This is a genomic window from Marinobacter sp. ELB17, from assembly GCF_000169375.1.
Classification (GTDB): Bacteria; Pseudomonadota; Gammaproteobacteria; order Pseudomonadales; family Oleiphilaceae; genus Marinobacter.
Map to the genome: position 1 here is coordinate 14625 of NZ_AAXY01000004.1, position 14867 is coordinate 29491.

A 14867-nucleotide genomic window follows, 5' to 3' on the forward strand; every position below is an offset into this window, starting at 1 on the left:
ACTCTCCTATTCGCGCGCCTGTTTAAGCGGCTGCGCGTTGTTTTTGTTTTGCGGCGTAGGCAACGGCGGCTTCACGTACCCAAGTGCCTTCGTCTATCGCTTTGCGGCGTGTGGAAATGCGTTCACGGTTACACGGGCCATCGCCCTTGAGTACGTCGTAAAACTCTTTCCAGTCAATGGCGCCGAAGTCGTAGTGACCGGTTTCTTCGTTCCACTTCAGGTCTGGGTCGGGTGCGGTGCAGCCGAGGAACTCCAGCTGTGGAATGGTTTGGTCAATGAACATCTGGCGCAGTTCGTCGTTACTTTTGCGCTTGATCTTCCACACCATGGACTGCTGCGAGTTGGGGGATTCGTCGTCGTGTGGGCCAAACATCATCAGCGCCGGCCACCACAGGCGATTGATGGCATCCTGCACCATGTCTTTCTGGGCCTGAGTACCTTGACGCATCATGTCCAGCAGAATCTGGAAGCCCTGACGCTGGTGGAAGCTCTCTTCTTTACAGATTCGCACCATGGCACGGGAGTAGGGGCCATAGGATGTGCGCTGCAGAACCACCTGATTCACGATAGCCGCGCCATCCACAAGCCAACCTACGGCGCCCATATCGGCCCAGTTCAGGGTTGGGTAGTTGAAGATGCTCGAGTACTTGGCCTTGCCGTCGTGCAGCTTCTGAATTTCTTCATCGCGATCAGCGCCCAGGGTTTCCATGGCGCTGTACAGGTACAGGCCGTGGCCCGCTTCGTCTTGAATTTTGGCCATCAGCTGCAGCTTGCGCTTCAACGTAGGCGCGCGGGTAACCCAGTTGCCTTCTGGTAGCATGCCGACAATTTCCGAGTGGGCGTGCTGAGAAATCTGGCGGATCAGGGTTTTCCGGTAGCCGTCTGGCATCCAGTTTTTGGCTTCGATTTTGGTTTCGGCGTCTATTTTGTCCTGAAAGTCCCGCTCTTCGGGGGACATCTCTTCACGGGTCTTGAGGCGCTTGGTACCGGTGTCAACGAGCTGTGCGTACATAACTCTCTCCGAATCTGTCTTGTTTGTCTGTTGTAGTTGAACAGCAATGCTCCGCGATGATCCACGGGCTATGTCTTTATACTATATGATACTGGATAAATTTCAAGCTAGATTATCCTGTATCATGTTGATGCGTTAAATCTCTAACTTGATGAATTTATTAACTAAATTATTAGCAATAAGTTGTGGCTTTTGGATCACTATATAAACATCAAAATTTAAATGATGAGCGAGGTGCGTCGCTTAATCATCCGTGTCAGTCTTTACGTCGGTCGAATACGCGCTTTGCTTTGCCTTCCGAGCGGTTGATACTTCCTGCGTCCTGCACGTCTATTTTGGTGCTGATACCAACATACGATTTGATGTGATGCGCCAGTTCTTTGGCCGTATGTTCTTTGACGTTCTCGCCTTCTGCGCCAACTTTCAGTTCTACCCGAACATCCACACAGTCCAGGTTGCCTTTTTTGTACACCTCGATTTCGTAATGAGGCGACAAAGCGCGGCATTTCAACACCTGCTCTTCAATCTGGCTGGGGAATACGTTAACCCCGCGGATAATAAGCATGTCGTCGCTGCGGCCAGTTATTTTGTCAATGCGGCGCATGGGGCGAGCGGTGCCGGGGAGCAGGCGGGTAAGATCGCGGGTGCGGTAGCGCAGTACCGGCATGGCCACTTTGGTGAGCGAGGTGAACACCAGTTCGCCGTATTCGCCGTCGGGCAACACTTCGCCGGTTTCCGGGTTAACAATTTCCGGGTAGAAGTGGTCTTCCCAAATGGTGGGGCCGTCTTTGGTTTCCAGGCATTCCATACCTACACCCGGGCCCATCACTTCAGACAGACCGTAGATATCCAGCGCATGAATGCCCAGGCGGTCTTCGATTTCTGTACGCATTTCATTGGTCCAGGGCTCGGCACCGAAGATGCCCAGTCGCAATGGCAGTTTTTTGGGGTCAATGCCCTGGCGGTCAATTTCGTCGGCAATGTTCAGCATATAAGAAGGCGTGACCATAATGATGTCAGGCTCAAAGTCTTTGATCAGCTGAACTTGTTTCTCGGTTTGCCCACCCGACATGGGAATAACGGTGCAGCCCAGGCGCTCGGCGCCGTAGTGGGCACCCAAGCCGCCTGTGAACAGGCCATAGCCGTAGGCAATGTGAACCTTGTCGCCGGCGTGGCCGCCACCGGCGCGAATGGAACGGGCCACTATGTCGGCCCAGGTTTCAATGTCGCTTTGGGTATAGCCCACAACCGTGGGTTTGCCGGTGGTGCCGCTGGAGGCGTGTACCCGGACGACTTTTTTCATGGGCACAGCAAACATCTTGAACGGATAGTTATTCCGCAGGTCTTCTTTTCCGGTGAACGGAATCCTGACGATGTCTTCCAAACTGTTGATGTCCATCGGCTTCAGGCCAATGGCATCAAACGCATTGCGGTAGTGTGGCACGTTCGTATAAGCATGCCAGACGCTCCAGCGCAGACGCTGCAGCTGTTCGTGGCGAAGTCGTCCACGCTGGCAGTTTCCATCCGGTCCAGTTTCCGACTTTTGCATTGGTACATCCATTATTTTGTCCTGTCTTGTTCTTGTTGCCCCGGTTTGCTACCGGTTGGCTTCAGTTCCTGTGTGGCCCGCAGGTTTGCGCGCCGGATACATCAGTCGGCGCTGTCTACGCGTTCGATAATGATGGCAATGCCCTGGCCCACACCAATGCACATAGTGCACAGAGCGTAGCGGGCTTTCTGGCCCTGCCGGTGGCGGAGTTCCAGTTCATTCATCGCGGTGGTAACAAGGCGCGCGCCGCTCATACCCAGCGGGTGGCCCAAGGCGATGGCACCGCCGTTGGGATTAACGTGTTCGGCGTCGTCCGGCAGGCCCAGGTCGCGCAGTACCGCTAGAGCCTGGGCTGCAAAAGCTTCGTTCAGCTCGATCACGTCTATGTCAGCCAGTTCCAGGCCTGCGGTTTTCAGCACTTTGCGAGTGGCGGGTGCGGGCCCCATGCCCATAATTCGCGGTTCAACGCCGGCGGTTGCCATGGCTACAACGCGGGCACGGGGTTTCAAATTGTGTTTTTTCAGGGCATCGCCGCTGGCCAGCAACAGTGCGCAGGCGCCGTCGTTTACGCCAGAGGCGTTGCCGGCGGTTACGCTGCCGCCCTCGCGGAACGGTGTGGCCAGGCTGGCGAGTTTTTCCAGGCTGGTGGCGCGCGGGTGCTCATCGGTATCCACCACCAGCGGGTCTTGCTTGCGGCGGGGAATGCTCACAGGCACGATTTCACAATTAAAACGCCCCGCCTGTTGCGCCGCTGCGGTGCGCTGTTGGCTGCGCAGGGCGAAGGCATCTTGGTCTGCCCGTGAAATTTTGAAGTCGGCGGCCACGTTCTCGGCAGTTTCTGGCATTGAGTCAACGCCGTACTGTTTTTTCAACAGAGGATTTACAAAGCGCCAGCCGATGGTGGTGTCGAAGATTTCGGCTGCACGGCTGAACGCTGAGTCGGCTTTGCCCATCACAAAAGGTGCGCGCGACATGGATTCCACCCCGCCAGCCAGCATCAGCTCGGCTTCGCCGGTGCGAAGGGCGCGCGCGGCGCTGCCGATGGCATCCATGCCTGATCCGCACAGGCGGTTAATGGTGGCGCCCGGTACGTCGACTGGCAAACCGGCCAGCAGCAGTGACATGCGTGCTACGTCACGGTTGTCTTCACCGGCCTGGTTGGCGCAGCCATAAAGCACGTCGTCTATGGCGGCCCAATCCAGGTCTGGATAGCGGTCTTTCAAGGCTTTGATAGGTATGGCGCCCAGATCGTCGGCGCGCACGGCGGCCAGAGCGCCACCGTAGCGGCCAACGGGGGTGCGAACGGCGTCAACAATGTAGGCGTTTTGTAGGGGTTTGTTATGGCTCATTGATTATTCTCCGACTGGATGACTTCGCCGCGCACCTGGTAGGACTTGCCGCGAAACAGGGCCACCACATGGCCGTTCTGATTGGTGATGGTTATGTCGTACACGCCGGTACGGTTGCCGCGTGATTGCTCAACCGCACTGGCGGTCAAAAGGTCACCCTCGCGGGCGCCCAGCATGTAATCGATGGAGCAGCCGGATGCTACGGTGGCCTTGTTGTAGCTGTTACAGGCAAAGGCAAAAGCAGAATCCGCCAAGGTAAACAGGTAGCCACCGTGGCAAGAACCGTGGCCCTGAACCATGATGCTGCTCACGGGCATGGTAACGGTGGCTTTGCCGGGAGAAACCTGGGTGATTTCCATGCCCAGATTGCGGCTGGCTTCGTCCCGCTGGTACATGGCGTCGGCACAGCTTTGAGCCAACTGCTGCGGGGCTTGTGTGTTCGGTTGGTTGCTCATGAATAGAACCCTTTTTCGGCGAAACGATTTTGCCGCAGCAGCAAGGCCGGCCGGTAGCGCTCTTCGCCGTAGCTCTGCTGGATGTGTGTCAGTACGGTATGCACCAGGCTGAACCCAAGGTTGTCACTCCAGCGCAGAGGGCCTTCCGGGTAGTTCAGGCCGGCTTTCATGGCAAGGTCAATATCGTCAATAGACGCCACTCCGTGCAGCGCCGCGTCTGCGGCTTCATTGGTTAGGGTGGCCACTGTGCGCATAACAACCAGGCCTGGCCGGTCGGCAATCTGGCTGACCGCCAGGCCGGTTTTTTGCAACAGGGCGCAGGCATCGGTTCTGGCTTGTTCAGACGCCTGCGCAGCAACCGCAATGGCAAGGCGGGTGGTTTTGGCGTAATCAAACGCCAGGTCGAGCAGCACCAGATTGTTGCAGGCTTCGTTCGCCGCGCGTTCGGTGGCCATACGGCCATCGGTTAATGCCAGCACGGCATCGCCAAATCGCAGGCGGCCGGGACCATCGCGTTCGATGATGTTCAAGCCGCTGGCAGCCAGTCGTTTTACCAACGGTGCTAGCGGGCCGGAGTCGCCTTCTACAATTAAGGTATCGGCAGCGGAGTTGGCTTTTTCGGCGGTGGCAGGCAGGGGTTTTTGCGCGCCCTCGGCGTAGTTGTAAAAGCCCCGGCCGGTCTTGCGGCCTAAACGGCCGGCGTCAACCAGATCTTTCTGCACCAGCGAAGGTAAAAAGCGGGTGTCCTGGTAGTAGGAATTGAACACCGAGGAAGTCACTGCGTAATTGACGTCGTGCCCGATCAGATCTGTCAGCTCGAACGCGCCCATCCGGAAACCGCCGGCCTCGCGCATGATGGCATCCAGGGTGGCGCTGTCTGTTGTCTGTTCTTGAAGCAGCCGCAGGCTTTCTGCGTAAAACGGCCGTGCGACTCTATTCACAATAAAGCCGGGGGTAGAGGTTGCGGTTACGGGTTTCTTGCCCCATTGGGCCGCCGTGGCGTAAACGCGTTGGGCAACGTCATCGCTGGTGGCCAGGCCTTTGACCACTTCCACCAGTGCCATCAAAGGCGCCGGATTAAAAAAGTGCATGCCTACCAAGCGTGAGGGGTGCTTCATTTTTGCGCCCAGTGCCGTTACCGAGATGGACGACGTATTGGTGGCCAGAATGGTGTCGTCGCCGCAGACTTTCTCAAGGCTGGTCAGTAAGCTGCGCTTGATATCCAGGTCTTCAATGATGGCTTCAATGACCAGGCCGGCGCTGGCAAGATCGTCGAGTTCGTTAACCGGCGTAATGCGGTTGATGAGGGCATCCAACGCGGACTGCTCCATCTTTCCTTTATTGACCCGCCGCTGAAGTTGTTGAACGATGCTTTGACGGCCTGCTTCGGCAGCACCTTCCCGTTGGTCAAGCAAAAACACTTGGTGGCCCGCCTGCGCGGCTACCTGAGCAATGCCGGAGCCCATGGCGCCAGCGCCGATAATGGCAACAGGCGTGTTTGTGGCAAGTGGCTGCATGGTTTATTTTCCTGTGAATTTGGGGGCGCGTTTTTCCGTGAAGGCGGAAACGCCTTCACGGTAATCATCGCTGCGGCCGGCCAAGCGCTGCAGATCACGCTCGACCAGTGACTGTTCTTCAAACGTATTATTGGCGCTTGCGTGCAGGGCACGCTTGATCATTGCCAGGCCTTTGGTGGGCTGAGTGGCAAAATGGCGGGCCAGGTTCATGGCTTCATCTTGTAGGGCGTCGTCTTCTACGCACTGCCAGATCATGCCCCACTGTTCCGCCTTTTCGGCGCTCAGTTTGCCACCCAATAAGGCCAGGCCTTTTGCACGAGCCATTCCGACCGCGCGCGGCAGAGTCCAGGTACCGCCGCAGTCGGGAATAAGTCCTATTTTGCAAAAGGCCTGAACAAAGTTGGCGGAACGAGCCGCAAGTGTGATGTCGCAGGCCAGCGCGATATTTGCGCCTGCGCCCGCGGCTACGCCATTTACAGCACAGATGACCGGCATCGGCAGGTCCCGCAGGGCTTGCAGTAACGGGTTGTAGTACTGTTCGATGGAGATACCCAAGTCTGGTACTTGCGCGCCCGGCTTGACGGTGCGGTCAGACAGGTCTTGGCCGGCACAGAAACCTCGGCCGTTACCGGTCAACAGCATTACCCGCACAGAGGCATCGTTGCGAATGCTCTTGAGGGCGGCGCGCATCTGTTTGTGCATCTCAACGTTAAAGCTATTAAGGCTGTCTGGGCGGTTCAGGGTAACTTTGGCGATCCCCTGGTCAATATCGAGAAGCACGCTCTGCTCGGTCATGGAATAGTCCTTTTCGTAGATTTGGTACCCGTGTGTGATCGGGCAGTTGATCGTTGTTTGGTCGTTGTCTGAGCGAGATCAGCGTCCGCTGAACTGGGGCTTGCGCTTGTTGCGAAACGCATCCAGACCTTCGCGGCGGTCTTCTGTTGCGGCCAGAATGGTAAACGCGTGACGCTCAAATCGCAGGCCGGCAGCAAGGTCCATATCCGCACCCCGGCGCACCGACTCGCGCGCTAGCTGCACGGCAATAGGGCCTTTGGATGCAATCGTGGTGGCGATCGCCATGGCGCGTTCAACCGTAAGTTCCGGTTGGCAGATTTCGGTGATTAAACCGGCTGCGAGTGCTCTTTGGGCGCCGATAGCTTCCCCGGTGAGAACCATCTGCATCGCCAATGATTGCCCCACCGCTCGCACCAGGCGCTGGGTCCCGCCGGCGCCGGGCATAATGCCGAGGTTGATTTCAGGTTGGCCAAACTGGGCGTTGGTGCCGGCAATAAGAATGTCACCCCGCATTGCGAGCTCACAGCCGCCGCCCAAGCAGAACCCGTTCACGGCGATAATCAGCGGTTTAACAAAGCGGTCTATGCGCGCCCAGTGTTGGACACGAGGGTCTTCCAGCATTCCAACAACATCGCGGGAGGCCATCTCGTTGATATCGGCACCGGCGGCAAACGCGCGCTCACTCCCGGTAATAACGACGGCTTTGGTTTCAGGGTCGGTTTCTGCAATATCGAGTTGTTCGCTCAGCGCCTCGAGCAGTGCGGTATTGAGTGCGTTGAGAGCTTCGGGACGATTAAGCGTTAGAAGGCGAACGCCGTTAGTTGGCCCTTCTGATAGCAGTATCTGCGGCATCATTATGGTCTCGGTATTTCATTATTTTTGATTTGCTAGAACGTGGGCCCGCAGCTATCGGGCGGTTCTTTACAGCGGTGTTTTACCTTGTTTGTTTTAACGAAAGAGTATAGGTTTTAATTGATACCGGTCAAGGGTAAGAATAATGAATTTTTGTATCACGTTTGATTTTTCAGTGTAGCAGTGCTCGCAGATTTCTGATTTTTATCGGAATGCGCGGAAAACCTCGGCCTTCAGGCCGGGGATGAATAGCGCGGACATCGCAGGTGTCCCTCTCGTTAGCAACATTCTCATTCCGGCGTTTGCTGCTGCTCAATGTACTGGCGAATAATGCTAATGGGTGCACCACCACAACTGCCAGCGAAGTAAGACGGCGACCATAAGGCATTACCCCATAACTTTTTCTTCCCTAAAAACGCAGTGCCGCCCGTGCCTAATATCATTGTTTTTTTCCATGGACCAACCATAATTGAGCTATGAAACGCCTTCAAGCATTCAAATTTCAGATTGAGCCAAACGGTGAGCAAATCCGCGCCATGCGTCAGTACGCGGGTAATGCTCGCAAGATTTGGAATTTGGCTTTGAATCGTCAGCAAGAGCGACATACGGCCGGTGAAAAATTCACCAACAGCTTTGGCATGAATAATTGGCTGCCAGCGTGGAAGCAGGAATTCTCGTACTTGTGCGACTCTCCCTCACAAACACTACAACAAGTCACAAAAGACCTGGCCGCTGCGTACAAGAACTTCTTTGAGAAGCGTGCCGATTTTCCACAATTCAAGAAAAAAGGTAGGTCCTCAGACAGCTTTCGCTTTCCGCAAGGTTTCGAGATTGACGAAGCCAATCGACGTATTCGACTCCCAAAGCTAGGCTGGATTCGCTACCGCAAGAGCCGTGGCATCCTCGGACTGGCAAAGAACATCACCGTTTCCTGTGTGGCTGGCAAGTGGTACGCCAGCATTCAGACCGAGCGCGAAGTTGGGCAGCCAATACATCCATCAACGTCGATAGTCGGCCTCGATGCGGGTATAACGCTATTTGCGACGCTCTCTGACGGCACGATGTTCGAGCCGGTCAATGCGCTGCGTACCCGCGCTGCGAAGATGGCAAAGTATCAGCGACGCATGAGCCGCAAGGTTAAATTCAGCAGCAATTGGAAAAAGGCGAAGGCTCGTATCACCAAGTTGCATCAACGGGTTGCTCATACCCGCAATGACTTTCTCCACAAGACCTCGAACATCATCAGCAAAAACCACGCGGTGGTCGTCATCGAAGATTTGAAAGTCACGAATATGAGCAAGTCAGCAAGCGGCACACTTGAAGCACCAGGACGACGCGTAAACGCCAAATCCGGCCTTAATAAGTCGATTCTCGATCAGGGCTGGGGCGAGTTCCGCCGCCAGTTGGAATACAAGCAGGCGTGGCTGGGCGGTGTAGTGTTTGCCGTCAACCCTCGTAACACCAGCCGGACGTGTCCGGCCTGCGGTCATATTTGTGCAGAGAATCGCAAGACTCAATCGCAATTCGAATGTGTCGAATGTGGGTATGCTGAAAATGCAGACCTCAACGCCGCAATCAATATTCTAAGGGCAGGTCATGCCCGGTTAGCCTGTGAAGTGAACGGTGCGGTAATGCCGTCAGCAACAGGAACCCACCGAAGCGACTCAGGGATGGCTCAATGCCACGCCTGAGCGCAGCAGGAATCCCTATCCTTCAGGGCGGGGAGGATGTCAAGTGTATCTTGTGTTTAAACTTGAGCTCTCAGAACTCGTGAAATAAACGTTAGTGTTCAGTCAGGGGAGTTTTATGCCGTGTTACCAAATTGACGGGGTTACGCCCGTGGTGCACTCATCTGCATACGTTCATCCAACGGCGGTGCTTATAGGCGACGTGCACGTGGGTGCGAATTGTTACGTTGGCCCTTGTGCGTCTTTACGTGGCGACTTCGGTCGCATTGTTATGGAGGCAGGCTCGAACCTGCAGGACAGTTGTGTTATTCACGCGTTTCCGGGCCGAGACGCGATTGTTCGTCGTAATGGTCACGTGGGACACGGCGCAATATTGCACGGCTGCACCATTGAAGAAGACGCAATGGTGGGTATGAACAGCGTTATAATGGACGAGGCTGTTATTGCAGCACGCTCTATTGTAGGCGCATGCGCTTTTGTAAAAGCGGGTTTCGAGTGTGAACCAGCCTCATTGATTGTGGGGTCGCCAGCCAAAGTGTTGCGGCAACTGAGTGATAAAGAGGTGTGCTGGAAGCAAAGCGGCACCCGCGAATATCAGGTGTTAACCGAGCGCTGCCTTGAAACCATCAAAGAATGTGCACCGCTGACTGAAATTGATGAAAGCCGGCCTCAGCTGAGAGTGGGTTCGCACAGCTTGAAAGACCGGTGAATTCGTAAATAACTCGAGAGCCTATGCCCCAACCATCACAGCACCTGAAAACCACCACTTTCGCCTTTCTGGATCTTGAAACCACCGGCGGCAGCGTGGCTACTGATCGCATCACTGAAATCGGCATCCAGTTCTGGCGAGCAGGTGAATGTGTGGGCCAGTGGCAAACCCTGGTCAATCCGAAAACCCGCATTTCACCCTTCATTGAACAGTTGACCGGCATATCCAATGCCATGGTGGCGGATGCCCCTCTGTTTGAGGACATTGCTGACGAGCTGGAGCAACGCCTGGACGGCGTGGTGTTTGTGGCCCATAACGCGCGCTTCGATTACGGTTTTGTGAAAGGCGAATTTCGCCGGCTGGGGCGAATGTTTGTGGCCAAAGTGTTGTGTACGGTGAAGCTGTCGCGCCGGCTATACCCGGAGTTTCGGCGCCATAATATGGACGCGCTGATTGAGCGCCATGGTTTGCAGCAGGTGCAGCGCCACCGAGCGATGGGAGACGTTGCTGCCATGCTCGGATTTTTTGAGCATGTTTTGGCGCAGCAAGGCGAAGACACGTTGGAAACCGCCATATGCGAGTTGCTACAGCGGCCGAGCATTCCCTCCCACCTGCCGTTAGACACATTGCAGGAACTGCCTCGCGGGCCCGGTGTCTATAGGTTTTACGGCGAGAACGATGCGCTCTTGTACGTGGGCAAAAGCACCAACATTGCGCAGCGGGTGGCCTCGCACTTTTCCGGCGATCACAATTCGACCCGCGGCGTGCGAATTTCCGAAAGTCTGCGCCGTGTTGACTGGACCGAAACCGCCGGCGAGCTGGGGGCGTTGTTGCTGGAGTTGAAGCAGATCAAAGGTCTGAGGCCGTTGTTCAACCGACGCTCGCGGGCGGCCAAGAATCTGGTGAGCATAGAGCTGACCACAAACGCCCAAGGCTATCTGCAAGCGCGGCTGATACGGGAAATAGACCCTGGCCGGCTGGGCGACTATTACGGCCTGTTTCGCAGCAAACGCGACGCCGAGCGGGCGTTAGCGAGTATTGCTGCAAAAAACGAACTGTGCAATCGCCTGTTAGGCCTGGAACCAGAGCACAGCGGCCCCTGTTTTCAGCGTGCGCTTGGCCGCTGCCAGGGTGCCTGCGAAGGCCGCGAAGATCCTCTGCGTTATAATTTGCGCATGCAAATTGCGTTTCACAGCCTGCGCCTGCAAACCTGGCCATGGAAAGGGCCGGTGGCGATTATCGAGCGCAACGAAATCAGCCATAAAACCGACGTGCTGGTGGTGCACAACTGGGTGCACGTTGCCACGGTTCACGATGACCATGAACTGGACTCGCTGTCGCTGGGCGGCCAGGCGGTCAATTTTGACCTGGACTCCTACAAACTTCTGGCTAAGGCCCTGCTGGGTAAAGACAGAGGGCAATTCCGTATACAACCGCTGCCGGTTTTAGCGCAGCCTGATGTGCTAATGCCGTAACCGGCGTAGTATTAGTTCAGCCGTGTATTCGTGCTAACTTGCGCGTTGATTAATTGAGAACATAATCGAGAGAACCAATGAACAAAGACCGTGTATCCCGCGAGTTGTTTGACGACGTTATGGTGCCTAATTACGCCCCCGGAACGATTGTGCCGGTGCGCGGGAAAGGGTCGCGAATATGGGATCAGGAAGGTCGCGAATTCATCGACCTGCAAGGCGGTATTGCGGTTAACTGCCTGGGCCATTCGCACCCTGGCCTGCTGAGCGCGCTGCAAGAGCAGAGCCAGAAAATCTGGCACCTGTCTAATGTGATGACCAACGAGCCCGCGTTGCGACTGGCCAAAACCTTGTGTGACCATACCTTCGCCGAGCGTGTGTTTTTTGCCAATTCCGGTGCCGAAGCCAACGAAGCCGCCTTTAAGCTGGTGCGGCGTTATGCCTGGGAGCACACAGGTGCCGAAAAACATGAAATCATTGCGTTTAAAAATGCGTTTCATGGCCGCACCCTGTTTACCGTTAGCGTAGGTGGCCAGCCCAAGTATCTGGAAGGGTTCGAGCCTGCACCTGGCGGCATTCAGCACGCCGAGTTTAACGACCTGGAATCGGTAAGAAAACTGATATCCAAAGAAAAAACCTGTGCAATTGTGGTTGAGCCCATTCAGGGTGAGGGCGGTGTGATGCCGGCCACAAAAGAGTTTTTGCAAGGCCTGCGGCAGTTGTGCGACGAGAACGACGCGCTGCTGGTGTTTGACGAAGTGCAAAGCGGAGCAGGGCGCACCGGTTACGTCTTCGCTTACGAAATGTACGACGTGGTGCCAGACATTCTGACCAGCGCCAAAGGTTTGGGTGGCGGCTTCCCGGTAGCCGCTATGCTGACCACCGCAAAGGTCGCGGCCAGTTTGCCAGTTGGCACACACGGCAGTACTTATGGTGGTAACGCGTTGGCTTGTGCTGTGGCGCAAAAAGTCATGGACACCATTACCCAACCAGAAATTCTGAAAGGTGTGAGATTACGGTCCGATCACCTGCGCAAAGGCATGATGGACATCGGCGAGCGTTACGGCGTGTTCAGTGAAGTGCGCGGCGCCGGCTTGTTGCTGGGTTGCGTGTTAACCGAAAAATGGCAGGGCAGGGCGAAAGACTTTCTTAATGCCGGTCTGGACGAAGGTGTCATGGTATTAATAGCGGGCGCCAACGTGGTGCGCCTGGCGCCGTCGCTGATTATTCCGGAAGCCGATATAGACGAAGCCCTGAAGCGCTTTGAAGCTGCCGTGCAGAAACTCACCGCTAATCAATAAATGCGGAGGTCCTATGTGGTTGGTGCGCCCGGTAACAGCGGAGGATATCGAGCCCATACTGGCTTTCGCCGAGACGCACACGCGGGCGCTGCCATCTACGCTGCCCCATGAGCGCGAGGCGCTGGCGGGCCGGATAAAAGAATCTTGCGCAGCGTTTGCGGGCGAACACGGTGCGAAGCACCTGGCGCGCTTTCTGTTTGTGCTGGAGCACGTCGACAGTCATGAAATAAAAGGCGTTGCCGGTATTGATGCCCGTGCCGGCAATGGTCAGCCTTTCTACAATTATCGCCGCGACGAGCTTATTCACGCGTCCCACGAATTGGGTATCTCCCGTCGGGTGGAAGCGCTTTACCCATCCCACTCCCTGACCGATTGCACCCTGCTGTGTGCTCTGGTGATCGCCGAGGAGCTTCGCGGTACTCAGGCATTCGAATTGCTTTCCCGTGCGCGTTTACTGTTTATAGCAGGCCATAGAGAGTGGTTTGCGGCGCGCACTGTGGTAGAGCTGCAAGGCATCCAGCACAGCGACGGCAGTGTGCCATTCTGGGACAGCCTGGGCCGGCACTTTTTCAATATGGATTTTACCACCGCCGACCGGCACTCCGCGCAGCTGAGCAAAACGTTTATTGCCGAGCTGATGCCGCCCAACCCCATTTATGTAACTCTGCTCAGCGAAGCCGCGCAGCAGGCTCTGGGCGAAGCCCATCCGGCAACGGTCGGCAATCTGGAACTGTTACAAAGAGAAGGCTTTGATGCCGGCCACTACGTGGATATTTTTGACGGTGGCCCGGTGCTGGAAGCGCGCACCGACAGCCTTCACACTATTGCGGCCAGCCGCAGAAAAATCCTTCGCGGCAGCGCCGATGCCGACGGCCCGTTATGGTTATTGGCGGCGGGCGAAGGCCAGCGCTTTTGTTGCACGCTGACCCCGGTTGAGGAAATGCTGGACGCCGCCTTGAAAGTTCCGATAGACACCTGGCGCCGCCTGGGTGGTGACACCGGTGACAGCGTGCGCGGATTACCATTATGAGCACCCTTGTGAGTGTCATCAAAAACACCGCCATGAGTGCCTTTGTTAATGGAGAGCTGCGACCATGCTGCTGATACGCCCATTAGTTGACCGTGACCTTGATGCCCTGTACACCATGGCGGAACATGCGGGCAAGGGCCTGACCTCGCTGCCGGCAGACCGTGGCCTGTTGCAGCAGAAAATCGATCTGGCGGGAAACAGTTTTAACCAGCGTTGCGCCCCCGAAACGGCGCTGTATCTGTTTGCTCTTGAGGACACTACAACAGGTCAAGCGGTCGGAGTAAGCGGAATACAGGCGAGGGTTGGCCGCGATGAGGTGTTTTACAACTATCGCCTGAGCGTTACCGTGAATGCCTCGCGGGAGCTGGGCGTTCACGTGCGAACGCCTACGCTGCAACTGTCCAATGACATGACCGACGTAAGCGAAATTTGCTCGCTGTTGCTGGCGGACACTTACAAAGGCGGCGGTAACGGCCTGCTCCTGTCTCGCTGCCGATTTTTGTTTTTGGACGATTTCCGTAAACAGTTCTCTGAGAAAATCTTCGCGGAAATGCGGGGTGTGAGTGATGCCGAGGGCAATAACCCGCTGTGGGATGCTCTGGGCAGCAAGTTTTTTGATATGGCGTTCAGTGAGGCCGACCGCTTGTCGGGCATGGGCAATAAATCCTTTATTGCCGAGCTGATGCCGAAATACCCGATTTACTTGTCGATGCTGCCAAGCTCCGCCCGCTCGGTGATTGGCTGCGTGCACGCCAATACGGCGCCGGCGTTGAAAATGCTTCAGGCGGAGGGTTTTAATTTCAACGGGCTGGTGGATATTTTTGACGGCGGCCCGGTGGTGGAAACGTTTATCGACAGTATCCGCACGGTACGCGAAGCGGTTGGGCGCACGGTCACCATTACGGACACACCGGTGGCCACCGATGTGCCCGTTACCGAGCGTGTTATTGTGGCAAATCGTTCGATGCAACATTTCCGTGCAACCACACTGCCGCTTACCTGCGTAAACGCCGACACGATTGCGTTGCCGCAAGACGTTGCTGCGGCACTTCAGGTTCAGGCCGGCGACACAGTGCGCCTGGCGCCTTTAAAAGACAGCGGCCCGCTGCCCAGACAGTCATTCAAAGCCCCCCAATAG

12 protein-coding genes and 2 pseudogenes are annotated in these 14867 nt (G+C 56.1%); 6 read left to right on the forward strand and 8 right to left on the reverse strand.

The features are described 5' to 3' along the window. Positions 1-22: 22 nt before the first annotated feature. The 8 genes and pseudogenes from paaA to MELB17_RS06445 all read right to left on the reverse strand — a co-directional run. A complete protein-coding gene (gene paaA / locus MELB17_RS06410; protein WP_007349352.1) occupies positions 23-1012 on the reverse strand; it encodes a 1,2-phenylacetyl-CoA epoxidase subunit PaaA in 990 nt (329 codons plus the stop codon). Between the two features lie 256 nt (positions 1013-1268). After that, a pseudogene (paaK, locus tag MELB17_RS06415) lies at positions 1269-2573 on the reverse strand (phenylacetate--CoA ligase PaaK). Positions 2574-2662: 89 nt separating this feature from the next. Beyond that, positions 2663-3910, reverse strand: a complete 1248-nt coding sequence (pcaF, locus tag MELB17_RS06420; protein WP_007349354.1) for a 3-oxoadipyl-CoA thiolase — start codon at positions 3908-3910, stop codon at positions 2663-2665. Beyond that, positions 3907-4365 (reverse strand): hydroxyphenylacetyl-CoA thioesterase PaaI, encoded by a 459-nt coding sequence (gene paaI, locus MELB17_RS06425; protein WP_007349355.1) that lies wholly within the window; start codon positions 4363-4365, stop codon positions 3907-3909. The genes pcaF and paaI overlap by 4 nt, the downstream gene beginning before the upstream one ends. Beyond that, positions 4362-5882 (reverse strand): 3-hydroxyacyl-CoA dehydrogenase PaaH, encoded by a 1521-nt coding sequence (gene paaH, locus MELB17_RS06430; RefSeq protein ID WP_007349356.1) that lies wholly within the window; start codon positions 5880-5882, stop codon positions 4362-4364. Before paaH ends, paaI begins: the two co-directional genes overlap by 4 nt. A 3-nt stretch (positions 5883-5885) precedes the next feature. Next, positions 5886-6677, reverse strand: a complete 792-nt coding sequence (gene paaG / locus MELB17_RS06435) for a 2-(1,2-epoxy-1,2-dihydrophenyl)acetyl-CoA isomerase PaaG (protein ID WP_007349357.1) — start codon at positions 6675-6677, stop codon at positions 5886-5888. Between the two features lie 78 nt (positions 6678-6755). Next, the gene (paaF, locus tag MELB17_RS06440) at positions 6756-7529 is read right to left on the reverse strand and encodes a 2,3-dehydroadipyl-CoA hydratase PaaF (RefSeq protein WP_036183922.1); all 774 of its coding nucleotides are present in this window, start codon (positions 7527-7529) and stop codon (positions 6756-6758) included. A 290-nt stretch (positions 7530-7819) separates the two neighbouring features. Beyond that, positions 7820-7927, reverse strand: a pseudogene (locus tag MELB17_RS06445) (transposase); the annotation flags it as partial. A gap of 78 nt (positions 7928-8005) precedes the next feature. Here MELB17_RS06445 and MELB17_RS06450 point away from each other — a divergent pair. From MELB17_RS06450 to astA, 6 genes are all read left to right on the forward strand, one after another. Further along, positions 8006-9220 (forward strand): RNA-guided endonuclease InsQ/TnpB family protein, encoded by a 1215-nt coding sequence (locus MELB17_RS06450; RefSeq protein WP_007349359.1) that lies wholly within the window; start codon positions 8006-8008, stop codon positions 9218-9220. A 115-nt stretch (positions 9221-9335) separates the two neighbouring features. After that, positions 9336-9926: a phenylacetic acid degradation protein PaaY gene (locus tag MELB17_RS06455; protein ID WP_007349360.1), complete on the forward strand. Its 591-nt coding sequence runs from the start codon at positions 9336-9338 to the stop codon at positions 9924-9926. Positions 9927-9949: 23 nt separating this feature from the next. Beyond that, a complete protein-coding gene (locus tag MELB17_RS06460) occupies positions 9950-11401 on the forward strand; it encodes an exonuclease domain-containing protein (protein ID WP_007349361.1) in 1452 nt (483 codons plus the stop codon). A gap of 77 nt (positions 11402-11478) precedes the next feature. Beyond that, positions 11479-12699, forward strand: a complete 1221-nt coding sequence (locus MELB17_RS06465; RefSeq protein WP_007349362.1) for an aspartate aminotransferase family protein — start codon at positions 11479-11481, stop codon at positions 12697-12699. 13 nt (positions 12700-12712) lie between these two features. After that, complete coding sequence (locus tag MELB17_RS06470; RefSeq protein WP_007349363.1) at positions 12713-13729, forward strand: arginine N-succinyltransferase; 1017 nt, start codon at positions 12713-12715, stop codon at positions 13727-13729. A gap of 64 nt (positions 13730-13793) precedes the next feature. Further along, on the forward strand, positions 13794-14867 hold the full coding sequence (astA, locus tag MELB17_RS06475) for an arginine N-succinyltransferase (protein WP_007349364.1): 1074 nt from the start codon (positions 13794-13796) through the stop codon (positions 14865-14867).